The organism is Magnetospira sp. QH-2, assembly GCF_000968135.1.
Classification (GTDB): domain Bacteria; phylum Pseudomonadota; class Alphaproteobacteria; order Rhodospirillales; family Magnetospiraceae; genus Magnetospira.
Genome location: NZ_FO538765.1, coordinates 1,586,997 through 1,611,891, shown reverse-complemented (window position 1 = coordinate 1,611,891; position 24,895 = coordinate 1,586,997). Strand labels below are relative to the sequence as shown.

At 60.5% G+C, this 24,895-nt stretch carries 26 protein-coding genes; 7 read left to right on the top strand and 19 right to left on the bottom strand.

Annotated features, from left to right (window positions below):
* Positions 1–3 precede the first annotated feature (3 nt).
* Complete coding sequence (locus MGMAQ_RS07590) at positions 4–267, top strand: hypothetical protein (protein WP_046021063.1); 264 nt, start codon at positions 4–6, stop codon at positions 265–267.
* Positions 268–525: 258 nt separating this feature from the next.
* A complete protein-coding gene (metC, locus tag MGMAQ_RS07585) occupies positions 526–1,701 on the top strand; it encodes a cystathionine beta-lyase (RefSeq protein ID WP_046021062.1) in 1,176 nt (391 codons plus the stop codon).
* A gap of 51 nt (positions 1,702–1,752) precedes the next feature.
* Here the strand turns inward: metC and MGMAQ_RS07580 are convergent, their stop codons facing one another.
* The 5 genes from MGMAQ_RS07580 to MGMAQ_RS07560 form a co-directional block, all read right to left on the bottom strand.
* The gene (locus MGMAQ_RS07580) at positions 1,753–3,144 is read right to left on the bottom strand and encodes an NAD(P)(+) transhydrogenase (Re/Si-specific) subunit beta (RefSeq protein WP_046021061.1); all 1,392 of its coding nucleotides are present in this window, start codon (positions 3,142–3,144) and stop codon (positions 1,753–1,755) included.
* A gap of 24 nt (positions 3,145–3,168) precedes the next feature.
* Positions 3,169–3,615, bottom strand: a complete 447-nt coding sequence (locus MGMAQ_RS07575; protein WP_046021060.1) for an NAD(P) transhydrogenase subunit alpha — start codon at positions 3,613–3,615, stop codon at positions 3,169–3,171.
* Position 3,616: 1 nt separating this feature from the next.
* The gene (locus MGMAQ_RS07570) at positions 3,617–4,768 is read right to left on the bottom strand and encodes a Re/Si-specific NAD(P)(+) transhydrogenase subunit alpha (RefSeq protein ID WP_046021059.1); all 1,152 of its coding nucleotides are present in this window, start codon (positions 4,766–4,768) and stop codon (positions 3,617–3,619) included.
* A 133-nt stretch (positions 4,769–4,901) separates the two neighbouring features.
* Positions 4,902–6,125, bottom strand: coding sequence for a hypothetical protein (locus MGMAQ_RS07565; protein ID WP_046021058.1), 1,224 nt, complete (start codon positions 6,123–6,125; stop codon positions 4,902–4,904).
* 13 nt (positions 6,126–6,138) lie between these two features.
* Complete coding sequence (locus MGMAQ_RS07560; protein ID WP_148560893.1) at positions 6,139–7,446, bottom strand: hypothetical protein; 1,308 nt, start codon at positions 7,444–7,446, stop codon at positions 6,139–6,141.
* 265 nt (positions 7,447–7,711) lie between these two features.
* Between MGMAQ_RS07560 and MGMAQ_RS07555 the strand changes: the two genes are divergently transcribed.
* Both MGMAQ_RS07555 and MGMAQ_RS07550 read left to right on the top strand, forming a co-directional pair.
* Positions 7,712–9,043 (top strand): ammonium transporter, encoded by a 1,332-nt coding sequence (locus MGMAQ_RS07555; protein ID WP_173427167.1) that lies wholly within the window; start codon positions 7,712–7,714, stop codon positions 9,041–9,043.
* A gap of 32 nt (positions 9,044–9,075) precedes the next feature.
* Positions 9,076–9,414: a P-II family nitrogen regulator gene (locus MGMAQ_RS07550; RefSeq protein ID WP_046021056.1), complete on the top strand. Its 339-nt coding sequence runs from the start codon at positions 9,076–9,078 to the stop codon at positions 9,412–9,414.
* A 67-nt stretch (positions 9,415–9,481) separates the two neighbouring features.
* Here MGMAQ_RS07550 and MGMAQ_RS07545 read toward each other — a convergent pair whose 3' ends face one another.
* From MGMAQ_RS07545 to miaA, 3 genes are all read right to left on the bottom strand, one after another.
* Positions 9,482–9,814: a YbjQ family protein gene (locus MGMAQ_RS07545; protein WP_046021055.1), complete on the bottom strand. Its 333-nt coding sequence runs from the start codon at positions 9,812–9,814 to the stop codon at positions 9,482–9,484.
* Between the two features lie 27 nt (positions 9,815–9,841).
* The gene (locus MGMAQ_RS07540; RefSeq protein ID WP_046021054.1) at positions 9,842–10,585 is read right to left on the bottom strand and encodes a DUF4197 domain-containing protein; all 744 of its coding nucleotides are present in this window, start codon (positions 10,583–10,585) and stop codon (positions 9,842–9,844) included.
* 61 nt (positions 10,586–10,646) lie between these two features.
* Positions 10,647–11,588: a tRNA (adenosine(37)-N6)-dimethylallyltransferase MiaA gene (gene miaA / locus MGMAQ_RS07535; RefSeq protein WP_046021053.1), complete on the bottom strand. Its 942-nt coding sequence runs from the start codon at positions 11,586–11,588 to the stop codon at positions 10,647–10,649.
* A 125-nt stretch (positions 11,589–11,713) separates the two neighbouring features.
* Here miaA and MGMAQ_RS07530 point away from each other — a divergent pair, with 125 nt between their 5' ends.
* Positions 11,714–12,388: a B3/4 domain-containing protein gene (locus tag MGMAQ_RS07530; protein WP_046021052.1), complete on the top strand. Its 675-nt coding sequence runs from the start codon at positions 11,714–11,716 to the stop codon at positions 12,386–12,388.
* A gap of 306 nt (positions 12,389–12,694) precedes the next feature.
* Here the strand turns inward: MGMAQ_RS07530 and MGMAQ_RS07525 are convergent, their stop codons facing one another.
* The 7 genes from MGMAQ_RS07525 to hflK all read right to left on the bottom strand — a co-directional run bounded on the left by MGMAQ_RS07525 (position 12,695) and on the right by hflK (position 19,874).
* Positions 12,695–13,102, bottom strand: coding sequence for a hypothetical protein (locus tag MGMAQ_RS07525; RefSeq protein WP_148560892.1), 408 nt, complete (start codon positions 13,100–13,102; stop codon positions 12,695–12,697).
* A 7-nt stretch (positions 13,103–13,109) separates the two neighbouring features.
* A complete protein-coding gene (locus tag MGMAQ_RS07520; RefSeq protein WP_252508696.1) occupies positions 13,110–14,381 on the bottom strand; it encodes a DUF1015 domain-containing protein in 1,272 nt (423 codons plus the stop codon).
* A 147-nt stretch (positions 14,382–14,528) separates the two neighbouring features.
* Positions 14,529–15,899, bottom strand: a complete 1,371-nt coding sequence (locus tag MGMAQ_RS07515; RefSeq protein WP_046021050.1) for a TrpB-like pyridoxal phosphate-dependent enzyme — start codon at positions 15,897–15,899, stop codon at positions 14,529–14,531.
* A 123-nt stretch (positions 15,900–16,022) separates the two neighbouring features.
* Positions 16,023–17,552 carry a DegQ family serine endoprotease gene (locus MGMAQ_RS07510; RefSeq protein ID WP_046021049.1) on the bottom strand — a complete coding sequence of 510 codons (1,530 nt, stop codon included), beginning with the start codon at positions 17,550–17,552 and terminating at the stop codon, positions 16,023–16,025.
* A gap of 111 nt (positions 17,553–17,663) precedes the next feature.
* Positions 17,664–17,852 (bottom strand): DUF2065 domain-containing protein, encoded by a 189-nt coding sequence (locus MGMAQ_RS07505; RefSeq protein ID WP_046021048.1) that lies wholly within the window; start codon positions 17,850–17,852, stop codon positions 17,664–17,666.
* Positions 17,853–17,856: 4 nt separating this feature from the next.
* Positions 17,857–18,720 carry a protease modulator HflC gene (hflC, locus tag MGMAQ_RS07500; protein ID WP_046021047.1) on the bottom strand — a complete coding sequence of 288 codons (864 nt, stop codon included), beginning with the start codon at positions 18,718–18,720 and terminating at the stop codon, positions 17,857–17,859.
* A gap of 2 nt (positions 18,721–18,722) precedes the next feature.
* A complete protein-coding gene (gene hflK, locus MGMAQ_RS07495; protein ID WP_046021046.1) occupies positions 18,723–19,874 on the bottom strand; it encodes an FtsH protease activity modulator HflK in 1,152 nt (383 codons plus the stop codon).
* 143 nt (positions 19,875–20,017) lie between these two features.
* Between hflK and MGMAQ_RS07490 the strand changes: the two genes are divergently transcribed.
* Positions 20,018–21,118, top strand: coding sequence for an Mrp/NBP35 family ATP-binding protein (locus tag MGMAQ_RS07490; protein ID WP_046021045.1), 1,101 nt, complete (start codon positions 20,018–20,020; stop codon positions 21,116–21,118).
* Between the two features lie 237 nt (positions 21,119–21,355).
* On the opposite strand, the gene MGMAQ_RS07485 is transcribed toward MGMAQ_RS07490, so the two are convergent.
* Positions 21,356–22,099 (bottom strand): class I SAM-dependent methyltransferase, encoded by a 744-nt coding sequence (locus tag MGMAQ_RS07485; protein ID WP_148560891.1) that lies wholly within the window; start codon positions 22,097–22,099, stop codon positions 21,356–21,358.
* A gap of 194 nt (positions 22,100–22,293) precedes the next feature.
* Here MGMAQ_RS07485 and MGMAQ_RS07480 point away from each other — a divergent pair, with 194 nt between their 5' ends.
* Positions 22,294–22,503, top strand: a complete 210-nt coding sequence (locus MGMAQ_RS07480) for a hypothetical protein (RefSeq protein WP_046021043.1) — start codon at positions 22,294–22,296, stop codon at positions 22,501–22,503.
* On the opposite strand, the gene MGMAQ_RS20090 is transcribed toward MGMAQ_RS07480, so the two are convergent.
* The 3 genes from MGMAQ_RS20090 to dapA form a co-directional block, all read right to left on the bottom strand.
* Positions 22,504–23,451 carry a dihydrofolate reductase gene (locus MGMAQ_RS20090; RefSeq protein WP_065814683.1) on the bottom strand — a complete coding sequence of 316 codons (948 nt, stop codon included), beginning with the start codon at positions 23,449–23,451 and terminating at the stop codon, positions 22,504–22,506.
* A gap of 76 nt (positions 23,452–23,527) precedes the next feature.
* Positions 23,528–24,010, bottom strand: coding sequence for an SsrA-binding protein SmpB (gene smpB, locus MGMAQ_RS07470; protein ID WP_046021042.1), 483 nt, complete (start codon positions 24,008–24,010; stop codon positions 23,528–23,530).
* Between the two features lie 10 nt (positions 24,011–24,020).
* Complete coding sequence (gene dapA / locus MGMAQ_RS07465; RefSeq protein WP_046021041.1) at positions 24,021–24,893, bottom strand: 4-hydroxy-tetrahydrodipicolinate synthase; 873 nt, start codon at positions 24,891–24,893, stop codon at positions 24,021–24,023.
* Between the last annotated feature and the right edge of the window lie 2 nt (positions 24,894–24,895).

Here is a 24,895-nt window from a genome sequence, read left to right as displayed (position 1 = left end):
GACATGGATGACCAAGAAATCGAACGGATCAAAGCCCGCCTGACCGCCCTGGAACGCATCCTGCGCGTGGATGCCATCCAGCATGCGGGCGACGCGGTGGATCAATGGTGGCATGTGGTCCACGATGGTGACGGCGCGGCCTCTCCGGCACAGATCGAAGCCGCGGGCATGCAGGCCGCCAAGGAAGTGCTGGCCACCAAGAACCGCAAGCGCCGGGCCAAGCGCCCCATCTCCACCGAAGGCCACAAGGTACCCAGGGTCAAGTAACCAACCGACCTCACCTAAACACATGCTTCGACAAGCTCAGCATGAGGGGTGTACGGTTTAGCGATTGAGCCTCAACCTGGAACCCTCATCCTGAGGTGCCCAAGGTCAAGTAACCAACTGGCCTCACCTAAACACATGCTTCGACAAGCCCAGCATGAGGGGTGTACGGTTTAGCGATTGAGCCTCAACCTGGAACCCTCATCCTGAGCTTGTCGAAGGACGAGGGCGAGGCGGGCTCGCCAACTGGAAACAGCCGCGATGAAAAAAGACACCCGCCTGACCACCGTCGGCCGCAAGCCGGAGGACAACCACGGCATCGTCAATCCGCCGGTCTATCATGCCTCCACGGTGACATTCCCCAGCGTCGCGGCGCTGGAGGAAAGCCAGCGGCACTTCCTGGAATCCATCCACTACGGGCGCTTCGGCACCCCCACCACCCGCGCCTTCGAAGAAGCGGTGGCGGACCTGGAGGGCGGCAGCCGCTGCATCTCCCTGCCCTCGGGACTGGCCGCCATCACCGCCACCTTGCTAGCGCTGGTCAAACAAGGCGACCATATTCTGGTCACCGACAGCGTCTATTTCCCGACCCGTAAATTCTGCGATCGCCTGCTGGCGGGACTGGGTATCAAAACCACCTATTACGACCCGCGCATCGGCTCCGGAATCGCCGAACTCATGCGCCCGGAAACCCGGCTTATTTTCACCGAAAGCCCCGGGTCGCTCAGCTTTGAGATCCAAGACCTGCCCGCCATCGCCGCGGCCGCCCACGCGGGCGACGCGCTGGTGGTGCTGGACAACACCTGGAGCGCCGGATTCTACATGCAGGCCTTCGAGCTGGGGGTAGATATCTCCATCCAGGCCGCCACCAAGTTCATCGTCGGTCATTCTGATGCCATGCTGGGCACGGTGACGGTCAACGATGAAGCGCTCTATTTCCGGCTCAAGGAGCAGATTGTCATGACCGGCAACTGTGCCGGACCGGATGACTGCTATCTGGGCCTGCGCGGCCTGCGCAGCCTGTCGCCGCGCCTGGCCCGGCACCAGGAAAGCGGCCTGGCCCTGGCCCAATGGCTGGAGACCCGTCCGGAGGTCGCGGCGGTCCTGCACCCGGCCTTGCCCTCGTTCCCCGATCACGAATTGTGGAAACGGGATTTCACCGGCTCCGTCGGCCTGTTCGGGGTGGTGTTCCAAGACCATGTCAGCATCATCGCCCGCAATGCCTTCCTGGATGCCTTGGAGCATTTCGCCCTGGGCTATTCCTGGGGTGGCTACGAGAGCCTCGCCATTCCCGCCAACCCGGCATCCATCCGCACGGCCAGTGACTGGCCATACAAGGGGCCCTGCGTGCGGCTGCATGTGGGGCTGGATGATGTCGCGGACTTGCGGGAAGACCTGGAAAAGGGATTGGCGGCGCTAAATGCCGCCAGCACATAGAAAAAGGGCGGAACCGAAGCCCCGCCCTCTTCCGAATACTTCAACCTGACATCACCCCAGTGCCTGGGCGATCTCCTCGGTCATCTTCTTGGCGTCGCCGAACAGCATCATGGTGCCGTCATCATAGAACAGCGGGTTGTCCACCCCGGCATAACCGGCGGACAGGGACCGCTTGACGAACAATACCGTCCCAGCCTTGTCCACGTCGAGAATCGGCATGCCCGCGATGGGACTTTGCGGATCAGTCTTGGCGGTCGGGTTGGTGACGTCGTTGGCGCCGATGACATAGGCCACGTCGGCGGTGGAGAACTCGTGATTGATCTCTTCGAGCTCGAACACCTCGTCGTAAGGAATGTTGGCCTCGGCCAGCAGCACATTCATGTGACCCGGCATACGCCCGGCCACCGGATGGATGGCATAGGCCACTTCCACGCCTTCCTTCTTCAACAGGTCGGCCATTTCGCGCACCGCGTGCTGAGCCTGCGCCACCGCCATGCCGTAACCGGGAACGATGATGACCTTGGAGGCATTGGCCATGATGAAGGCTGCGTCGTCCGCGGAACCAGACTTGGCGGTCTTGCTGGGATCCCGGCCGGCGGCACCACCACCCGCGCTATCCCCGCCGAAGCCACCGAGCAGCACGTTGAAGATCGAGCGGTTCATGCCCTTACACATGATGTAGGACAGGATGGCACCGGACGAGCCCACCAGGGCGCCGGTCACGATCAGCGCCATGTTGGACAGGGTAAAGCCGATACCGCAGGCCGCCCAACCGGAGTAGGAGTTGAGCATGGAGACCACGACGGGCATGTCAGCCCCGCCGATGGGCACGATGATCAGGAAACCGAGGATGAAGGCCAACAGGGCCAGCAACCAGAAGGCTTCGTAGGCCTCCTCCGAAGAGAACCAGATCACCAACACCACCATGACCACGGCCAGCAAGGCGTTGAGCGCATGCTGACCCTTGAACACGATCGGGTTGCCGCTCATCAGGCCTTGCAGCTTGGCGAAGGCGATCAGCGAGCCCGAGAAGGTGATGGCGCCAATGGCGGTGCCCAAGGACATCTCCACCAACGATCCGGCATGAATCTGACCGGCAATACCGATGCCATAGGCTTCCGGGTTATACAGCGCGGCGGCAGCCACCAGCACGGCGGCCAAACCGACCAGGCTGTGGAAGGCAGCGACCAGTTGCGGCAGAGCCGTCATCTGAATGCGCAGGGCGATGACCGTACCGGCTGAGCCACCGATCAGCATGCCGACAATAATCATCCAATAGCTGATGATTCCCGGCTGGATCAACGTGGTCACCACGGCGATAATCATGCCAATGATGCCAAACAGGTTCCCCTTGCGCGCCGTTTCGGGCGAGCTCAACCCGCGCAACGCCAGGATGAACAGGACGGACGAGGCCAGATAGGCGAAGCCCGTGATATTTTCCATTCCACTCATGGGTCCGTCCCTCTCCTACTTCCGTTCTTTTTTCTTGAACATGGAAAGCATGCGCTGGGTGACAATGAATCCGCCGAAGATATTGACGGAAGCCAGCATCACCGCAAGAAAGCCCATGATCTTGGAAAAGCCGAAGCCGTCCGGCCCGGCGGCCAGCAGCGCGCCGACAATGATCACCGATGAAATGGCGTTGGTGACGCCCATCAGCGGTGAATGCAAGGCTGGAGTCACACTCCAGACCACATAGTAGCCGACAAAAACAGCCAGCACGAAAACCGCGAACAGGTACAGGAACGGGATCCCTTGGCTGGCGGCTCCGGTGACCGCATCCGTAACGGCCGGATCGGCAGTGGTCAGAGCACTGGCGGCGGTTTCATTGGCCAACCGGAGTGCTTCCGTAGCCATTTCCTTGGCCTGCTCAGCCATTTGCATGGCTTGTTCGGCGAGTTTGGTGGCGTCCATGTTACTTACCCTCCCCGGTCAGCCTCGGGTGCACAACAGCCCCGTCCTTGCAAATCAAGGTACCCTTGACCGTTTCGTCTTCCCAATCGAACGCGAGAGCCTTGCTCTCTTTGTCCACATGGGGGCTCAAGAAGTTGAACAGGTTCTTGGCGAACAACGAACTGGCGTTTTCAGCCAAACGTGACGGCACGTTATCATGGCCGACGATTTTGACCCCGTGCTTGGTGACCACCTTGCCCAGTTGCGCCAGCTTGCAGTTGCCGCCCGCTTCCACCGCCAGATCAACGATGACCGAACCGGTCTTCATGGATTTGACCATGTCCTCGGTGACCAACTCCGGCGCCGGACGGCCCGGGATCAGGGCGGTGGTGATGACCATGTCCTGTTTCTTGAGGTGCTCGGCCACCACTTCTTTCTGCTTGGCGTAGTATTCCGGCGGCATTTCCTTGGCATAGCCGCCTTCGGTCTGCGCATCCTTTTCCATCTCCGGGTCGACAACCAGGAACTTACCGCCCAGGCTTTCCACCTGTTCCTTGGTGGCCGGACGCACGTCGGTCGCGGTGACCACGGCACCGAGGCGCTTGGCGGTGGCAATGGCCTGCAAACCGGCAACACCGACGCCCATGATAAACACCTTGGCCGGGGCAATGGTGCCCGCCGAGGTCATCATCATCGGAAAGGCGCGACCAAACTCCTGTGCTCCATCCAGCACCGCCTTGTAGCCGGACAGATTGGACTGAGAGGACAAGATATCCATGCTCTGAGCCCGGCTGATGCGCGGCATCAACTCCATGGCGAAGGCGGTCAGTCCCGCATCCGCATAGGCTTTCATGGTATCGGCCTCGGTCAAGGCATCCAGTTTGGCGACGAGGACGGTTCCTTTTTCATAGGCCGCCAGTTCATCATCCTTACCGCCAACGATGGGCGCCTGAATCTTGAGCACCATGTTGGCGCCCTTCAGCAAGGTCTCGGCCTTCGCGGCGATGGAGGCCCCAGCCTCCTTGAAATTATCATCGGAGAAAGAGGCACCGAGACCGGCTCCTTTTTCAACGGCAACATCGAAACCCAGACCGACCAATTTCTTGACCGTTTCCGGGGAGGCGGCCACACGCTTTTCGCCAGCGGCCCGTTCCTTGGGAATTGCAATTTTCATGTCAGGCTTTCTCCGCTTCCTCGAACGGAATTGAGGGAGTCTTCTAATTGGAATCGGTTATGCCCGTTTCCAGCCCCCTAGGCAAGTGTGCACTGCACAATTTTGATTTTTTTCATTCACTTTTCTTTTTAGATCATCCGGTCAATTGTGTCTTCGGCAGAGCCCCGACCGGTCCCAGGTGATCCAGCGGCGGCGCTTTCAACACCGGTCCGGAAATCAGACCGTACCCGGCATTGAGAGCCTGTGCCAATCCCTTGCTGTCGGAAACCTGCCAAAGATATCTGGTCGCCCCCCCCTTGGGTGCCAGACGCAAGGGGTCATGCCATTCGTGGCCCAAGTCCGTGGTTGCCGGGTCGGCAATCGCGGGTACGGGCACGCCCACGGGCAGACGCACCATCACCCGTCCGGCCTGTTTGCGCAGTTCAGGCAGCATCTCGGAGATCCTTTCCATATCCGAGGGCTCGGCCATCACCTCAATGGCCAAGTGGAACTCCCGATGCACGATGGTCACCGAAGCCAAGGCGGCGCGGATTGCCTTCAAACCACTGCCATGCAATGAAGAACCGTAGACCGGTACCACCAGACGGCATTCCTTTTTCGCCGCATCCGGCAGGTGGATCAGGGCCGCCTGGATCAGCGCCGCATCCAGACGGCCGCGCTGCTCTTGGGTCATCTTGCGGATTTCCACATCTTCCAACGGACGACCGTCCAGATCCAATCGCCCCCGAGTCCGGTAGCCAACAATCCGTTCCGTTTTCGCCTCCCACATGGGCAGGAACCGGCAGTCCACATGTAATGGAACCGGCGGTGGCTTGGGTTTTTTCTGTTGCGGCTGAACGAAAGCCTTTCTGACTTTGGCGACGGCCTGGCGAACCACCTGGAATCTCAGTTCCCCCTTGGCATCGAGGGCGTCCTTCATGTCCACGTCGGCGGCCAGGATCAGGGGTTCTTGATCCGGTCGAAAGTGGGATCCGAGCAACTTGTATCCCACATCATTGGCGATTTCCCGCGCCCGCAGCAGGGCGTGGGTGTCATCCCGCCCCGGCAGGCCCAGAACAAAAAGGTCTTCGTCTTCCTGAGAAAAACCGTCCCCTTCTTCCATGTGGCTTTGGATACAGCTTTCACAGATGCGGGCAGCGCGCTGGGCGAACCGCTCCCAATCCTCGCCCATATGCTCGCGCACCGAGACCAAGCTCAACACATAGATTTTGCCCGATGCGACTTCTTCCTGCCGTTGGAGAATATCATCGGTGGTCTGCACCAGTCCCTCGAGGGCCCGGGTCGGGTCGTCGTTTTTTTCTTCCGCCTGGCCATCATTGGTCTGGCGCCGGAACAAGCGATCGAGAAATCCCCCCATCAATGTCGGTCCTTCACGATAAGATAATCTTGGAACGGGACATGGGCCCGGTGCGGCCTGGCGCCTTTAGAACCACCGGTGCCACTCCCGGCCCTTCGACCTGTTGAATACCAAATTTCAGCGACGCGGCAACGGCTTTTCGGTCCGGCATGTTCCATAAATAGGCGTGAAGCGCCGGACTGCCTTGGGCCACCTGATGCAGCTTGCGGCGCACCACGCCTTCGGTCCACATGGCACCGACCCGGTCGGCCCCGGCGCGCAGCAGCACCAATGGGTCGGGCGACTCAAGGCTTAATCGGATGGCCACGCCGCCACCTTCGAGCTTCAAGGCGGCGATCACATCACGGGCCAGGGTCTCGTCGCGGGCTCCAATGGCCTCGAAGATCAGATGTTGGCGCGAACAATGGGCCGGAATGGCGCGCAGGGATTCGCCGATCACCTCGCGTCCGGCGGTCAACACGGTCATGGCATGAATGGGGACCACCACGTCCGCCCCCTGTGCCACCGCCTGGGCATAGGTTTCGGCCACCATGCCCAACAAGTCCCGATCCAGCGAGACCAGGAAATCCACCCCGGCGTTGGCCGGATAGAACGCCCCATCGGAAACCTTGCGGCCTTCCACCTCGCGAAACGGCACGCACCGATAGCCGACAATCCGTTCACTGGGAGAATCCCAGATGGGTCGATAGCGGGCATGAACCACATTGCTGCCTTCATTGAAAACGCCCATTTCCGCCATCAGGGCCGCGGCGGCGGCGGGAACAGGCGGTGGCGTTTTCTCCGCCGCCCGGGTGGCGGCCACCGAAGCCTGGATCACTTCCAAATTGACCTCGCCATCGGCCCCAAAGGCCTCCTCGGTGGGAACCTCCGCCGCGTGAACCAGGGCGCCGCCCTCTTCTTCCCCACCGAGACTGAAGTGCGACCCCATCAAGCGGTTGCCCAGATCAATGGTGATCTCCCGGGCGCGCATACGGGCCATATCCGGTTTTTTGGTGGGAAAAGCGAGCAGGAACAGGTCTTCCGCCGGTTGCCGGTAGATATCCGAAGGGTCCAGATAACTCAGCAAGGTATTCTCGCTCATCAACTGAACCTTGGGCGCCAGATGATCCCAGGCATCTCCCACCACTTCCTTGAAGGCGGTCAGGCTGATCACATGCACGGGATCACCCAGAGTCGCCGGGTCGCTTTGCAGCACGTCATCGACGGTCTGAGAAAATCCGTCCATGCGATCGGACCAATGCTCTTTCTCCTCCGGGTTCTCGGGAGAACTATCCTCGCCTTTGTGAAGGCGTTTCCAGAGACGGCTAACGATATTGGCCATGGGAGTCCGTGAGCTGTGACACGCGGTCGAGACTGATTGTAAAGAAGGGTGAAAACCGCGCAAGACAGCAAAAACAGTTCCCAACTCGCCACAGAATGCCTAATTATTAGGCAGCTTTATCATTGTTTGGGGGAATCGCTGTCTCCTCTCTTGACCCGGAGCCTCCACATTGGCAAAAACTGCTATACGAATGGGCAACACATAGTGGATGGAACGGTCGGCCCGGGATTTTCGGTTCCGAGCCGCCATGGGGGAGAGAGATTACATGAGCGCGTATTTGAAGTCGCTCCGGTGGGCACTGCCCGCTGGACTGGGAGGAATTCTGCTGCCTGCTGCGGCCCAAGCCGCCGATGGCATCGACACCGGCCATACGGCCTGGATCATAACCGCCACGGCGTTGGTCTTGTTCATGACCTTGCCGGGATTGGCGCTGTTCTATGCCGGTCTGGTGCGGGCCAGGAATACCCTGAGCGTGCTCATGCATTGCTTCGCGGTCGCCTGTATCTCTTCTGTGCTCTGGGTGCTGATCGGCTATTCGATGGCCTTTGGCGAAGTGGGTGGCGGTATCATTGGCGGCATGAACAAGCTGTTCCTGTCCGGTGTTACCGTGGACTCCGCTTCAGGCGAGATCCCGGAAGTGGTCTTCATGATGTTTCAGATGACCTTTGCCATCATCACCCCAGCGCTGATTCTGGGTGCCTTCGTGGAGCGCGCCAAATTCACCACCACCATCGCCTTCAGCGGTCTGTGGATGCTGTTGGTCTACGCCCCGGCGGTCCACTGGATCTGGGGCGGTGGTCTGATGACCGACGACGGCCTGTTCGGCCAATGGTTTGGCGTCGGGGTCAAGGATTTCGCGGGCGGGATCGTGGTGCATGCCACCGCTGGGGCGGCGGCGCTGGTCGCGGCCGTGGTCATCGGCCCGCGCAAAGGCTTTCCCAATCACTTGCACCCCCCACATTCGCCCGGCCTGACCATGATGGGCGCAGCCATGTTGTGGGTCGGCTGGTTCGGCTTCAATGGCGGCAGCGCCTTGGCCGCCAACGGTGGCGCGGGCATGGCCATCGCAGTCACCCACCTGTCGGCCGCCGTGGCTTCGCTGACCTGGATGGCTCTTGAATGGAAGCAATATGGCAAGCCGACCTTGGTGGGTATCGTGACCGGCATGGTGGCGGGTCTGGCCACCGTGACCCCGGCCTCGGGATTCATTGGCCCGCTGGGCGGCCTGGTCTGCGGTCTGGGTGGCGGCGCGCTCTGCTACGTGGCGGTCAACACGGTCAAAATGAAATGGCATATCGACGACTCTCTGGACGTCTTCGCCGTGCATGGTGTTGGCGGTATCCTCGGTTCGATCTTGGTGGCTTTTTTCGCCTTGCCGAGCCTGGGCGGTCTGGGCCTCGGGGACGGCGTGTCCGTGGGCAGTCAGCTGACGTCACAGATCGCGGGGATCGTTATTGCCGTGATTTGGTCCGGTCTGATCACCTTCCTGATCTTCAAGGTTCTGGCCGGCGTCTTCGGTCTTCGTGTCGATCCTGAAGAAGAAAACGAAGGTGTTGATTTGACGGAATACGGTGAACGGGCTTACGATTTCAATTAAGCCCAAGAGCACCTTTTAAAAGGGAAAAACCCATGAAGCTGATAATTGCCATCATCAAGCCGACCAAGATCGACGAGGTTCAAGAAAACCTCCGCGACCTTGGCATCACCGGCGCCACGGTCACCGAGGTGCGGGGCTATGGCCGCCAGAAAGGTCAAACCGAGATCTATCGCGGGGCCGAATACCACATCCAGTTCGTGCCCAAACTGAAACTCGAGATCGCGGTGCCCGACGAGTACGTGGAAAGCACTTTGGACGCCATTCAAAAGGGCGCCCACACGGACAAAATCGGCGACGGCAAGATTTTCGTCATCGATATGGAACAGGCCATGCGCATCCGTACCGGTGAAACCGACCGCGAAGCGCTTTAAAGAATCCAACGCAAAAAAAGGGCGCCCTGGCAATGGGGCGCCCTTTTTCGTTCATGGGGAAAGCGGGTCAGCCCAGCTTGACCGCCGTGCCATTGGCGCTGACCATCAGCATGGTCTTTTCGTCGCCGCCAATGGTGGCGTAGTCCAGGTCCACGGCGATGACCGCGTCGGCGCCCATGGACTCGGCTTCTTCTTCCAGGTCCTTCAAGGCCAGTTCCTTGGCCTTGCGCAGTTCCTTTTCATAGGAGCCGGAGCGGCCGCCGATGATATCGCGCAGCCCGGCGAACAGGTCCTTGAAGATGTTGGTGCCCATCACGGCATGCCCGGCGACGATGCCGATAATCTGGGTGACTTGGCGACCTTCGACGGTTTCACTGGTTGTGGTGGTGGTGGTGATCATGAATGCCCCTCCTACGATGATGCTTGATTATTGACGACCAAATGTCCGTTGCAGAATTTCGGTGACCTGCTTGGCTGGATCCTTACGGATCGCCGCCTCTTCGCGGGCCAGATACATAAACATGCCGCCGACCGCTTCTTCGAGTACATGGTCTGTCAGGTCCAGATTGACTTTGGGCGCAAAGGGCACGGTCTTTACCTGGGTCACGACCTGATTATAGACCTGCACCGCGCCGACCTGGGACAGACTGTCATCCACCACCGGCTTCATGGCGGCCTTTAGATCCGGAGTCATGGTCTTACGGAAATACTGGGTGGCCGCGTCGTCCGGCCCCTCGTAGATGCCCCTGGCGTCATCCAGGCTCATGGCGGTGATGGCGTCCCAGAATAACTGTTTGACCTTCGGTGTCGCCTGCTCGGCGGCGCGGTTCATGCGCAGTTCAAGATCATCCAGCGTCCCCGCCAGCCCCAGACCGCTCAGCAGGCCTTTAATATCCGACAGAGTCTGAGGCAACGGCACATGCACATTGGGATCGGCATTGAACCCGTCCGGTTGGCCCAACTGCGACACCACCGTATCGGTGCCCACCCGCAGGGCTTCCTTCAATCCCGTGATCAGGTCTTCGTTGCCCAGCACCGAGGTTACGGCGCTATTGGTCGTCTTGGATTTCCCTCCCAAGACTCCTTGCAAGATCCCATCAAATGGCCCTGCCGCGGCCACCGTGGCCGCCCCCGTCAACGCCGTCGCCAGCACCAAAACCGAAAGTCGCATGTGCCATCTCTCCACCGTCAAATTGAAACTCAGGGGTAGCATGGCCTCCGAAGCGGCGCAATCACCCCAACCTGTTTTGAAGATAGGCAACCACGGTCTTCGCGGCCTGCGGAATATAGAGGCTGGAAATCACATGGTGCGGATCAAACTGGTGACGGAACCAAGTTGTCTGTCGCTTGGCGTATTGGCGGGTCGCTCTTTGGCAGTCCTCGCGGGCTTGATCTTCGTCGATTTCGCCACGCAGCAAGGAGAGTAAGGGCGGCACGCCCACCGCTTTCATCACGGGCAGCGCCGGGTTCAGATCTTGTGCCGCCAAGGCCCGCACCTCATCCAGCGCCCCGCGCCCCATCATCCGGTCGAAACGTTGGTCACAACGCTCGTAGAGCGCCTCTCGGGGGGGCTGCAACAACAGCCGGGTGAAGCGCGCCTCGGGCAGCGGTCCGGCGGGGGGATCATCCCTTTGCCATTGGCTCAAGGATCGCCCGGTTCCCACGGCCACTTCATAGGCGCGGATCAGCCGCTGGCGGTCGCCATCGGGTAACCGCGCGGCGGTTTCCGGGTCCAGCCGACGCAGTTTCTCCCGAAAAACCGCGCCCCCAAGCTGGTCCAGCAAAACCGTGGCTTGCTCACGAACGGCGGCAGGCACCTCGGGAATGGGTGACAGGCCTTTGACCAGCGCCTGGAGATACATCCCCGTACCGCCAACCAAGAGCGGCACCATATCCTCGGCCCAGGCCTGGCAGATCTCGGGCAAGGCCAGGTCCAGCCACCGGGCCACCGAACAGGCCTCGCCCCCTGGCAGCACCCCATACAATCGATGCGGCGCCCGCGCCAGTTCCGCCGGATCCGGGCGCGCGGTCAGCACATGAAGGTCCTCATAGACCTGCATGCTGTCCGCATTGATCACCGTGGCGCCAAGAGCCTCGGCGATGTCCAGGGCCAGGGCGGTCTTGCCGCTGGCCGTGGGGCCGGCCAGGAGAATAACTTCACTTGATTTTGTCATGTCAGAGTCATATCACCACCATCAATGGCTTATGTCCTATCACATCTGATCGCCCGCCGCCTTTCGCGCGATGCCATTTTGCCCCAAGGTTGCTTCAGCCTCAATCGAGTGGGAGTGGTCCGGTCATGAGCTTGGTGAGCATCGCAGAGGATTTTGCCGCACGCCAGATTGCCGTCTCCCTGGGCTGCCTGCGTTGTCAGGTCAGGGTCGCCGAGACCCATCCGGACTTGGAAAAGACCCTTCTCGACCACATGGCCGAAGCCCACAATCGGATTGCCGCGACCCCCATCGCCGAATGGCCAGCCATTCAAGGCACCCGCAGGGCCTATAAGGCGCTGGGCAAGGATCCGGCCCGCTACCGCCCCTCCGCCGAAGCCTTGCTGCGCCGCATCAAATCGGGCAAGGATCTCTATCGGATCAATACGGTCGTCGACGTGACCAACCTGATCTCCATCCGCACCGGCTTTTCCATCGGCACCTATGACCTGAGCAAGGTCGCAGCCCCCATTTCCTTCCGTCGCGCAGGCGAAGGCGAGACCTATGCTGGGATCGGGCGCGGCCCGCTCAACCTGGAAGGTCTACCGGTGTTCGCCGACCAGGAGGGGCCGTTCGGCAGCCCGACCTCGGATTCCGAACGCACCTGCATCTCAATGGAGACCCGCGATCTATTGATGGTCTTGATCGGGTTTGGTGACCAGCCGACCCTGCGCGAGGCCATGGGCCATGCGGTGGGAGCCTTGGAACTGTTTTGCGGGACCGATGGCGTGGCGGTGACTCTGGTCACCGGCGGCGCTTCTTAAAAGTCTTTCGCGTTTCATATGACCCATTGTGACCGAATCATTTTGCCTGAGAGGCGGATTTAAAAGTATCCTTTAGATATCAAGGCAGTAGATTTTTTGATCCGGCCAGGAAAGGCCGACGACACGGGGCAGCGCCCCGTTAGGAGGTCTTGACGCCGCCAGAGCGGAAATATACGCCCTTGAGATCAAAGGAATACTTTTGAATCCGCCTCTTAGGGGCAGGCGTGGCGCGCAGGGTGGCCTCCGGTGGCCATCACAATGGGTCATATGAAACGCGAAAGCCTTTAGGCCGTAATCCCATATCCATCATGCGTCGGGCTGCGACGTCTCCAAGCCATACTTTTTCAGCACCGGGGCCATGCGGTCGGCATAGGTCAGTTTCTGAATCCACCGCCCCTTGCCCCATTCCTCCATCCTCTTGCGCGGCGCCAAAAGCCAGGCAATCACCAGCGCAGCCTGGGTGATGTGAAAACTGAAAGGCACGGGAAGGCGATAGGCCGTCGCCTTCCTTTTTTCTGCTCGGGTCTGCGCCTTACGATCGGCGATGAAATGGCGGTAAAGATGCGGCACCAAGTCAGCGATGAATCCCTTGGGAAGCCGCTTGGGATCCACATCGAGCTCTTGAAGCCGGGATTTGAGGATGTCCTTGTGCGACCGGGGCTTGAATACGCCCATGGCCCCCGTTCCGCCTTCCGCACCGTTCATTCGCTTCATGGCCGGGTCAGTCCAACGGATTGGAAACCAGCCCATCGGCCAGCTTCGGTTCAAACCAAGTGGATTTGGGCGGCATGACCTCGTCCGCCTCGGCCACCGCCATCAATTCTTCCATCGCGGTGGGATAGAGCGCGAAGGCAACAGCCCAGGTTTCCCAGTCCGTGTGGTCAACCCGCTCTTGTAATCCCTCAAGGCCACGAATGCCGCCGACAAAATCAATCCGCGCGTCGCGCCGCAAATCCTTGATGCCGAGAATTGGATCGAGCAGCCGGTCGGTCAATACACTCACGTCCAGCCCGGCCTTGGGATCATCAGGAAGCGGAGCCGTCGGGGTCAGGCCATACCATTGCCCTTCGAGGTACATCCCGAACTGGCCTTTCTTCGATGGCTTGAAGGGCGAGGCGCTGACGGTAACGGTGAAAGAATCGGCCAATCGAACCAGGAATTCCTGCGCGCTCATGCCATTAAGATCCCGGACAATGCGATTGTAGTCGAGGATATGCATCTGATCGCTGGGGAAGGACACGGCCAGGAAGGATTCGTGCAGTTCGTCCCCGTGCGGCTGATCCAGCTTGCGGCGGCGGGCGGCGGCCACGCGGGACGCGGCGGCGGACCGATGGTGGCCATCGGCGATATAGATGGCGGGCATGGCCTCGAACAACTCGGTGATCCGCGCGGTGATCGCCGCCTCATCAATCACCCACAGAGCATGCACCACCCCCGCGCCGTCGGTCACCTCATAGGCGGCGGGACCGGCCGTGGCTTGGTCCAGCACGGCGGTCAATTGATCATCGGGCCGATGAGCCAAAAGCACCGGGCCGGTCTGGGCATTGACCGCGTCGATTTGACGCACCCGATCGTCTTCCTTGGCCGGGCGGGTCAGCTCGTGCTTGCGGACGCGATTCACGTCATAGGCCGCCACCGAAGCGGCGCCAACGATGCCGGTTTGCTGGTGATCGCCCATGGTCAGCCGATAGGCATAGTAGGCCGGAGTCTCGTCGCGGACCAAGATGCCCTGCTCCACCAGTTTTTTCAGGTTCTCCGCCCCGGCGGCATAGACGACCGCGGCATAGGGATCCGTGCCCTCGGGCAGGCCGATTTCCGGGCGTGAAATATGCAAAAAGCTATAGGGCTTGCCCTTGGCCAGTTGGGCGGCCTCCTTGAGGCTGACCACGTCATAGGGGGGTGCTGCCACGTCCACCGCGTTCTCGGGGCGCGGGCGCAGGCCGGTGAACGGTCGCATCAACGGAAGTTTGGGCATGGCGGGCTGCTCGGGCACAGGATCAATTCCACAGATAGTTATTGTCGAGTCGTGTATGGCTAGCAAGGAATCCCGCCTGCCCCGGAGGGTCAAGAGACAATTGCCTTACCGGACGAAAAAAAGGGGCGGCACCGTCCATGGCCCCGCCCCTTGATGCTTTGTGGTCTATTCGGCGGCCACGGGCGGCAGGCCTTGCAGTGCTGTTTCCAAGGCCTTGGCGTCGTAGTCCCGGTCTTCCAGGTTGCCGCCGAAGAACTCCGTATAAGCGGCCATGTCGAAATGACCATGGCCGGACAGATTGAACAGGATGTTGCGCTGCACCCCTTCGGCCTTGCAGCGCAGGGCTTCGTCCACCGCTTCCTTCACCGCATGGGTGGATTCAGGAGCCGGAATGATGCCCTCGGCCCGGGCAAAGGTGGCTCCCGCCTCGAAACAGCCGGTCTGATGATGCGAGACCGCCTCGATCAGGCCTTGGTCCAGCAGGTGGCTGACGATCGGCGACATGCCGTGATAGCGCAGGCCCCCGGCATGGAAGCCCGGCGGCATGAAGGACGAACCCAGGGTATGCATCTTGACCAGCGGGGTCAGATGGGCCGTATCGCCGAAATCATAGGCGAAGGTGCCCCGGGTCAGGGTCGGACAGGCCGCCGGTTCGACGGCAACGATGCGCACGTCCATGCCTTCGCGGATCTTCTTGCCGACAAACGGGAAGGCCAGGCCGCCGAAGTTGGAGCCGCCCCCCGCACAACCGATGACCACGTCCGGCTGCTCCCCGGCCATTTCCATCTGCTCGATGGCCTCAATGCCGATCACCGTCTGGTGCAATAGCACGTGGTTGAGGACCGACCCCAAGGAGTACTTGGTATCGTCCCGCTGGGCGGCCAGTTCCACGGCTTCTGAAATGGCAATACCCAGGGAACCATTGGAGTCCGGATCCTGTTCCAGGATCGCGCGCCCCGACGCGGTCTCCGTCGACGGGCTCGGGACGCAACGGGCGCCATAAGCTTCCATCAGCGCGCGCCGATAGGGCTTTTGGTGATAGGACACCTTCACCATATAGACATCCACTTCGAGCCCGAAAATGCTGCCCGCATAGGCTAGGGACGAGCCCCATTGTCCGGCGCCGGTCTCGGTGGTCAGCTTCTTGACCCCTTCGTTGGCGTTATAGAACGCCTGGGCCACCGCCGTATTGGGCTTGTGCGAGCCGGACGGGCTAACGCCTTCGTATTTGTAATAGATATGTGCCGGAGTATCGAGGGCCTCCTCCAAACGACGGGCCCGATACAAGGGCGCCGGGCGCCATTGGCGATAGACCTGCCGGACCGGCTCGGGGATTTCGATATCCCGCTCTGTGGAGACTTCCTGACCGATACAGGCCATGGGAAACAGCGGCGCCAGATCGTCCGGACCCACCGGCTGCCCGGTCCCCGGATGCAGCACCGGCGCCATGGGGACCGGTAGATCGGCCTGCACATTGTACCAAGCCTTCGGAATACGATCCTCGGATAGCAGATACTTGACGGTTTCGTCGCTCATATTCCCTCCCCCTTTGGTATCGGTTTGCTAGGCTCCCATGGTTCTAAACCTGCCACACCATACAGGCAAAATAAAAAACGGCACCCCGAAGGATGCCGTTCAAAATACCTTGGCCAAGGGGGCTCAGCCTTCGCGCAGCCGCACCCCAACGATACGCAGGTCGCCCTGCCGTTCGACGAACAACAGCACCGAGCGGCGCTTGCCCTTGCGGGCTTCCTCGATCCGCTGGATCACATCCTTGGGCGCCCCAATTTCGTACTGATTGACCTCGACGATGATATCGCCTTCCTGGACGCCCTTCTCGGCCGCCGGGCCTTCTTGGTCCACATCGGTGACCACCACGCCCTTGATCTCGCCTTCGCCCAGGCTGAAGCGGTTGCGCACCGAGTCCGAAGCCCTCGCAACGGTCAGTCCGAGGGAGTCGATACCCACCGCGCCGGACGTGCCGTTCGCTTTCGACTTGGCTGGTGTGGCTTCCGCCACCTCTGATTCTTCCAGTTCACCGATAACGACTTTGAGATCAACCACCTCGCCATTGCGCCATACCTGCACCGGCACCTCGGCGTCGATCTCGGTCTCGGCGACAATGCGCGGCAGGCGGCGCATCTCGGTCACCTCCCGGCCATTGAAGGTGATGATCACGTCACCGGACTTGATCCCAGCCGGGGCCGCCGGGCCATCTTCCATGACGCCCGCCACCAAAGCACCCTTGGTCTCCTTGAGACCCAGGCTCTCGGCAATTTCCTCGGTCACATGCTGAATGCGCACCCCGAGCCAGCCGCGCTTGGTGCGGCCATATTTGATCAATTGGTTGATCACCGGCTTGACCACCGCCATGGGCTGGGCGAAGCCGATGCCCACGCTGCCACCCGATGGGGAATAGATAGCGGTATTGATCCCGATCACTTCGCCATTGAGGTTGAACATGGGACCGCCGGAGTTGCCCTTGTTGATGGAGGCATCGGTCTGGATGAATTCGTCATAGGGACCGGCGTTGATGTCGCGGCCCTGAGCGGAGACGATGCCCGCGGTCACGGTGCCGCCGAGCCCGAAGGGATTGCCGATGGCCAGGATCCAGTCACCGACCCGAACTTTGTTGGAATCGCCCAATTCAAGGGGGGCGATATCGACTTTCTTTTCGTCGACCAGCTTGAGCACCGCCACGTCGGTCTTGGGATCGCGGCCGACCAGATCCGCTTCCAGGCGGGTATCGTCCTGCAAAATCACGAAAATCTTGTCGGCACCCTCAATCACATGATTATTGGTGACCACATAGCCTTCATTGATGAAAAAACCCGAACCCAGCGAGGTGGCGCGGCGCTTTCTCGGCTCGCGGCCCATGCCGTTGCCTTCGCCCTGCTGGTCAAAAAAATGCTTAAAGAAGTCTTCGAACGGAGAGCCCGGAGGAAACTGCGGCATCTCGATGCCCGGCTGCCCTTGCACCACCTGGGTCGTGGAAATATTGACCACCGACGGCAAAAGCTTCTCGGCCAAATCGGCAAAACTGTCGGGAGCGCCCCGGGCCTGAGCGGCGGCGGCGGCCACCAGCATGGCCGTGGCCAGCAATCCGGCAATCATCCAACGGACCATGCGGTCCTCCGGGAGGGAGTCCCGGGCCGAAGTCAATACCCGGGCAATCTTCCGTTGGCTCATTTTGTTGTTCTCCGTCTTATCGGTCAGGTTCTCTACCCGATCAAATATGCAAAGGGATTGTGGCCGAAGCTGGGCAGAAAGAAGATTAATCGCGGCATCGTGAGGAAACAGTTAACCCAGACGGGCCATCCAGGCAATCACCACGCCAACCACCGCCGCTGCCAGCCCGGCGGCACGCAGGGTCCTCGACGGCATCTCCATGATCTGCGCCATCATGTTGCGCATGCCGTCGGGAAACAGGGCATAGAGCATCCCTTCGATGGCGATGGCCAAACCCAGCGCCGCGAAGAGAAGCTCCATGTTTTTATCGCCCCGTGCTCGACTGGAAGTACCGGAAGAACTCGGAATCCGGGCTCAGGACCATGGTGGTGCCTTCGCCCAGCCCCTCTTCGTAGGCCCCCAGGGTCCGGTAGAGATCGAAGAACTCCAGATCCCGACCATAGGCGTTGCTAAGAATGGTGGTGCGTTCCGCATCGCCTTGACCGCGCAGAATCTCGGACTGCTGCTTGGCTTCGGCGATGATGATGGTGCGCTGGCGATCCGCATCGGCCTCGATGTTGAGCTTCTGCCGTTCACCCTCGGCGCGGATCTCCGCGGCATAAGCCTTACGATCGGAGCGCATGCGGTTATACACGGCGGCCGACGTGGCTTCCGGCAGGTCGGTGCGCCCAATGCGCACATCCACCACCTCGACACCAAATTCCGGCGCCTTGGATTTGAGGGTGGCGGTAATCCGCTCCATGACTTCTTGGCGCTTTTCGGACAGCATATCGGCCAGGAACACCTGACCCACCTCGGCACGCACGGCGGAATTCAACTGGGCCCCGAAAATGCCGCGGAAATTGGAATCGGTCCCGGCCTTTTTGCGAAACTCAAGCGGATCGACGATTTTGTAGCGCACGAAAGAATCCACATTGACGCGCTTCTGGTCCGCCAGCGGTGCTTCCTGTGGCGGCGGATCCAGGTCCAGGATCCGGCGCTCAAAGTATTCCACATTCTGCACGAAAGGCAGCTTGAAATGCAGGCCCGGCTCATTTTTCACGTCGATGGGATTACCGAATTGCAGCACCAGGGCCTGTTGGGTCTGGTGGACGGTGAACAAGGCGCTGGAGGCCACCACGGCGATTGCAGCGATGACGATGGCAAATGCGATCAAACGGGTTTTCATGATCAATTCCCTCCCGGCCGCTGCGGCCCGAACCGGCCCATCTGGTTGAGCGGCAGATAGGGGACCACCCCCTGCTTGCCTTGGGCTTTTTCGTCGATGATGATCTTGGTGGCGTTGCCCATGACGTTCTGCATGCGCTCCAGATAGAGCCGCTTGCGGGTCACGGATTTGTTCTGGGCATAGGCGTTGTAGATGTCGATAAACCGTTGGGCTTCACCCTTGGCTTCGTTGACCATCTGCTCCTTGTAGGCGGTTGCCTGCTGGATCATCCGCTCACCCTGACCTTTGGCCCTGGGCACGATGTCGTTGCGATAGGTGTTGGCTTCGTTGACAAGGCGCTCCTGATCCTGCTTGGCCCGTTGCACGTCGTTGAAGGCATCGATGACTTCCTGTGGAGGATCGGTTTCCTGCAGCTTCACTTCGGTGATCAGCACGCCCGAGCCATAGGCATCCAGAATCTGCTGGAGCAGTTTCTGAGAATTGGCCTGCACTTTGGGGCGGTCCTTGGACAGGGTGTTTTCCAAAGTCGTCTGTCCCACCACTTCACGCATGGAACTTTCCGCCGCAGCCTTGATGGTCGCTACGGGATTGCGGATATTGAACAGGAAGTCCGCCGCATTCTTGATCTTCCACTGCACCTGGAACTTCAAATCGATGATATTCTGGTCGCCGGTCAGCATCAGCGATTCCTGCGGCACGTCCTGCTTGCCCAGGGTTCGGCCACCGACACTCTCGCCGCCGCGATAGCCCACCGGGATGGTATTGACCTTTTCCACTTGCGGCTTGATCACCTCGCCCATGGGCGCGGGCATCCACCAATGCAGACCGGCCGGAGTCTGTGACACGTACTCACCGAATAAAATCTGCACGCCCACTTCGCCAGGCTGCACTCGGTAAAAACCGGTTACCGCCCAGACCAAGGCCAGAACAATCACGATCAGGCCGAATCCGCGCGCCCCACCGAGTCCGCCGCCGGGCATAAAGCCTTTCATGCGTTCCTGGCTCTTGCGCAGCATTTCCTCGATGTCGGGAGGGGTCGGGCCACGACCACCGCCACCAGTGGGACCGCGACCGCCGCCGCCCCAGGGGCCCTGGTTGTTGCCGCCGCCGCCCCATGGGCCACCGCCGCCGCCTCCCTGTGGATTCCATGCCATGGATATCACCCTTTCCTTATTTAATTCGTATCCGGCCTTTGAACTATCGAACGAGGGCCTTATATGACAGTCAATCGAACGGCGCAACGCGCCTCGTTATGACGTTTTACCGGATATCGGTCGGTTTGTTTGGAGAATCAAGGATGACAAGCGTAACAGAACAACAAATTCTCGAAGCCCTGCAGGGGGTGAACGACCCGGAACGCGGCAATAATGTCGTCGATCTGGGCATGATTACAGGGATGCAAATTAAAGATGGTCACGTGGCTTTTGCCATTCAAGTGGACCCGGAACGCGGCCCGCACATGGAACCCTTGCGCAAGGAAGCGGAATCCACCGTGCATGGCCTGCCCGGCGTGATCTCGGTCACCGCCGTGCTCACCGCCGAGCGTCCGCAAGAAGGCGGCCCCGCCGGTCAGGTGGAAATGGAAAACGCCATGCTGCCGGAAGTGGCCTCCATTGTCGCCGTGGCTTCGGGCAAAGGCGGCGTGGGCAAATCCACCACCGCCGTCAACCTGGCCATCGCCCTGCGCGACAAGGGCCTTAAGGTAGGCGTGCTGGATGCCGATATCTATGGTCCTTCCATGCCCCGCATGCTGGGTATCACCGGAGACCCCACGTCGGCCGATGGCCGCCGCATGGACCCGATGGAAAATCACGGCATCAAATGCATGTCCATGGGTTTCCTGGTCGAAGAGGAAACCCCGATCATCTGGCGTGGCCCGATGGTCATGGGTGCCTTGGAGCAGTTCATGCGGGACGTGGATTGGGGTCCGTTGGACGTTCTCGTCGTCGACATGCCCCCGGGAACCGGTGATGTGCAGTTGACCATGGCGCAACGTGTGCCGCTCACCGGCGCGGTGATTGTTTCCACGCCGCAGGATATCGCCCTGGCCGATGCCCGCAAGGGACTGAACATGTTCCGCAAGGTGGACGTGGCCGTGCTCGGTCTGGTCGAGAACATGAGCTATTTCGCCTGCCCGCATTGCGGCGAGCGCACCGAAATCTTCAGCCACGGCGGCGCCAAGGACGAAGCCGACCTGCTGGGCATGCCCTTCCTCGGCGAAGTGCCGCTGGACGTGCAGATCCGCGAAACCTCCGACGGTGGCAATCCCATTGTCGACTCCGATCCGGATAACGCCCATTCCAAGGCCTATCGCGAGATTGCCGACAAGGTTTGGGCCAATGTGGAGCAGCAGCTGGCCAAAAAGGCCGCTCAAGCGCCGAAGATCGTGCTGCAGTAGGTCACGATCGATCCCATCGGAAAAAGGCCTCCGCAGTGCTGCGGGGGCCTTTTTTTCGTTAACAGGCTGCTGAAAAAGTCCGATTTCGAGCCTGTGGCGACACATGCTTCGACAAGCTCAGCATGAGGGCTTTTGCCCTTTCAACATGATAGCCTCACCCTGAGCTTCCTCATCCCGAGCTTGTCGAGGGACGAAGGGCGAGGCGGGGCCGTAGGACAATACTTTTAAATCCGCCTCTTAGGTCTTCGGTGGCCCGCCCGGCCCCCGGGTATAGACCGCCTGTAACGCCGGAACACCAACGGTGGATTCCGGTGTCTTGCGCGCCACCACGAAATTATAGGCGCTCTTGGCACCTGTCATCATGGGCTCGCGCCAGGAGGCTTCCCGCGCAATGGGCAGCAGGCTCTGTACTTCGTCGTTGGGGTGACTGAACAGATTGATCATCACCTCCAGCACCTCGAACCGGTTGGCCTCATAGTGGTCGTAGTAAAAGGTTGGGGAGAACTGAAAAAAGCCGTGATTCAGCATGTTGTTGGCGGGCGTGTGATGGATTGCCCGCCCGCCGGGCCCAAGCATTCGCGCCACATGATTCAGCAGGTGGATCGGATGGTAGACATGCTCACTGGTGCCCAAATCGAACACCGCATCGGCGCATCCAATCATGTCTTCCGGCGTGTCCGCCAGATTGAGATCCAGCACCACTGTCCCGGGCGCCGGATCGAACAGTTCCAATGTCACCACCTCGGAAAAGCCCAAGGCCTTGAAAAACAACTCGGCGCGGAGTCCCTGATTGGCGCCCAGCGGTTCCGGATCATCATCGGGATCCACCCGCAGATCAAACCCGGCATCCGCGGCCAGAACCTTCAGGTGATCGGTGCGGAACCACATGTCATAGCGACTCAACGCCACCAGCCGCCCGGAAAACGGCTCCCGTTTCGCCTGATCAATCAGCGCACGGGCGAGAAAAGGAGAGACGGCCATGGGAAGGTCCTTTGAACTGCCAAGGCCGATCAGACTACCCGCCGGACCGGACCGGGAAAAGAAACTTTCCCGCTGTATCAAGCTCTAACCGTTTTTCCGTGCATTTGATGCGGAATCCCGTTTGGCCTGAGGCAGAGAATGAGGTATTGCTGTCGCCCGCTTCGGCGACCCGAATCCCAAAAGGAATACGCTCCATGAAGAGAGACGACATCGCCCAGGGCGATATCTATGTGAAGTATGGCGCCACCCAGACTCGATGGGCGGTGGAGCGATTCTTCGAATACACGGATATCCCACCTCATGTCCGGCTGGTCAGCCTCGGCGACCGAAATCGGACCATTACCGTGGCCCTGTCGGCCTTGCAAGATGGCAAGCATTACCGCAGGGAACCGACCACTTCCTGATCAGGTTTCCCGCAATCGGGTCTCGACCCATTCGGCCACGACGGCCGCATAGTCCCGGCAGCTCTCCTTTTGCCCTTTGGCGGCAAAGGCTTGGCGGCCGTCTTCCGTATCCAAATCCACGCCGGTCAGGACACCGCATTGGGTGGCGCCAAAGCGGGCCTCGAACAGGGCCATCAGGTCCCGAATTGCCGCGTAATTCCGTTCGATGGGGCGCCCCGGCTCATCCCGGCCCAGCGCCAGATTAAGGGCCAGGATCCCGCCGCTCAAAGCCCCGCAAAGACTGGATGTCCGCGCCAGACCGGAACAAAAACCGCTGGCCACGCGCACCGGGACCGTCTCCACGCGATCACTCGTTTCCATGAGGGATTTGAGCACGGCCTCGGCACAATAGTAGCCGCCATCGGCAAAGTAGGCCCGGGCCCGGGGACCAGCGTCCAGGCCATCCACATCGAACGCGATGCCGCGCTCCAGCACCACGAAGCTGTAGTCGTGGTCGGCGCCCTGCCCTGCTGAATGGCGTTCGCGGGATAACTCCCGCCATTGGCAGGGATCGAATTCAGGAAATGAAACATCGCCCTGCACTTCCGCATGGACTTCGGTCAGATAGAGGCGGTCGGCCTGGGCCAGTGCTTGTTCATAGATGGCCGCGCCACCGATCACCATGGCCTCGTCATCGCCCCAGCCCTCGGCCGCATGCAAGGCCGCTTTCAGGCTGCGCGCCACCTCGACGCAGTCAGGCTCGAAATCCAAATCCCGCGATACGACGATATTGTGACGGTCAGGCAAGGGTCTGCCGATGGATTCATAGGTCTTGCGGCCCATGATGACCGCCTTGCCGGTGGTGATGGCCTTGAAATGCTTCAGGTCGGCGGAGATGCGCCAGGGCAGCCCATTGGCCCGCCCAATGATCCGGTTTTCGGCCATAGCGACGATCAGGGATATGCGCATGGGTCCGAGTCCTCTTGCCGATAGGGCCGATGGGGCCGATGGAGGTGAATAAATCTACCCCGTTCGACGATTGGAGTCAGCCCTTGGCACGCATCACGCGCGCTTGCTGAAGTTTCCAGTCCCGGTTCTTGGAGGATTCCCGTTTGTCGTAGCCCTTTTTGCCCCGGGCCAAGCCCAAATCCACCTTGGCTATTCCCCGATCATTGAAGTAGATCGACAAGGGGACCAAGGTCATGCCCTTGCGATTCACTGCATTGGAAAGACGGGCAATTTCCTTGCTCTTGAGCAGCATTTTTCGGGGCCGGGTAGGCGTATGGCTGAAATGCTTGGCCGGTTTGTATTCCGGAATATGGGCATTCACCAACCAGACCTCGCCGTCCTTCACCTCGGCATAGGAATCACCGATGTTGCCGCGTCCCTCGCGCAGGGATTTGACCTCCGAGCCCATGAGCATCAGGCCCGCCTCAATGGAATCCTCGATAAAATAGTCGTGCCGCGCCTTGCGGTTTTGGGCGGCAATCGTGCCGGGCGCTTCACGTTTCTTTTTCTTGGCTGCCATGGACCGTCAATCACGTCAGGCCGAGGGTCTTCAACGCCGCGTCCACACGCGCTTTCGAGGCGTCGGAGATATCGCACAAGGGCAATCTGACTTCCGAGGAGCAAAGCCCCAACACCTCGGCGGCATACTTCACCGGACCGGGGCTGGATTCACAGAACATGGCCTGATGCAACGGCATCAGCTTGAATTGCAGGTCCATGGCGGTCTTCAGATCGCCCTCGCGCCAAGCGCGTTGCATGTCGGCGCAGAGCTTCGGCGCCACATTGGCGGTCACCGAAATGCAGCCCTGCCCGCCGCCGACCAGAAACGCCAGGGCCGTCGCATCCTCGCCGGAAAGCTGACAGAAATCCGGTCCGCAGGCCAAATGGGTGGTGATAGGCCGGACCAGATCGCCGGTGGCGTCCTTGACCCCGACAATGTTGGGGACCTGGGCCAGTTCCGCCATGGTTTCGGTGCTCATGTCGATCACCGAGCGCCCCGGAATATTATAGATGATCACCGGAATGTCGGCCGCTTCGGCCACGGCGGTGAAATGGGCCTTCAGGCCGGCCTGGGTCGGCTTGTTGTAATAGGGGGTGACCACTAACGCCGCATCGGCACCGGCCTTGTGGGCGTGCTTGGTCAACGATACCGCCTCGGCGGTGGAATTCGAGCCGGCTCCGGCGATTACCGGAATGCGACCCTTGGCCACTTCCAGGCAAAGCTCCACCACCCGGCGGTGCTCATCGTGATCCAACGTGGGTGATTCACCGGTCGTTCCCACTGGCACAACGCCGTCGGTGCCCTGGTCAATATGCCAGGCCACCAGATCCTGATAGGCTTTTTCATCCAGCGCGCCGTTCTTAAACGGTGTAATCAATGCGCAGATGGACCCCTTGAACATGG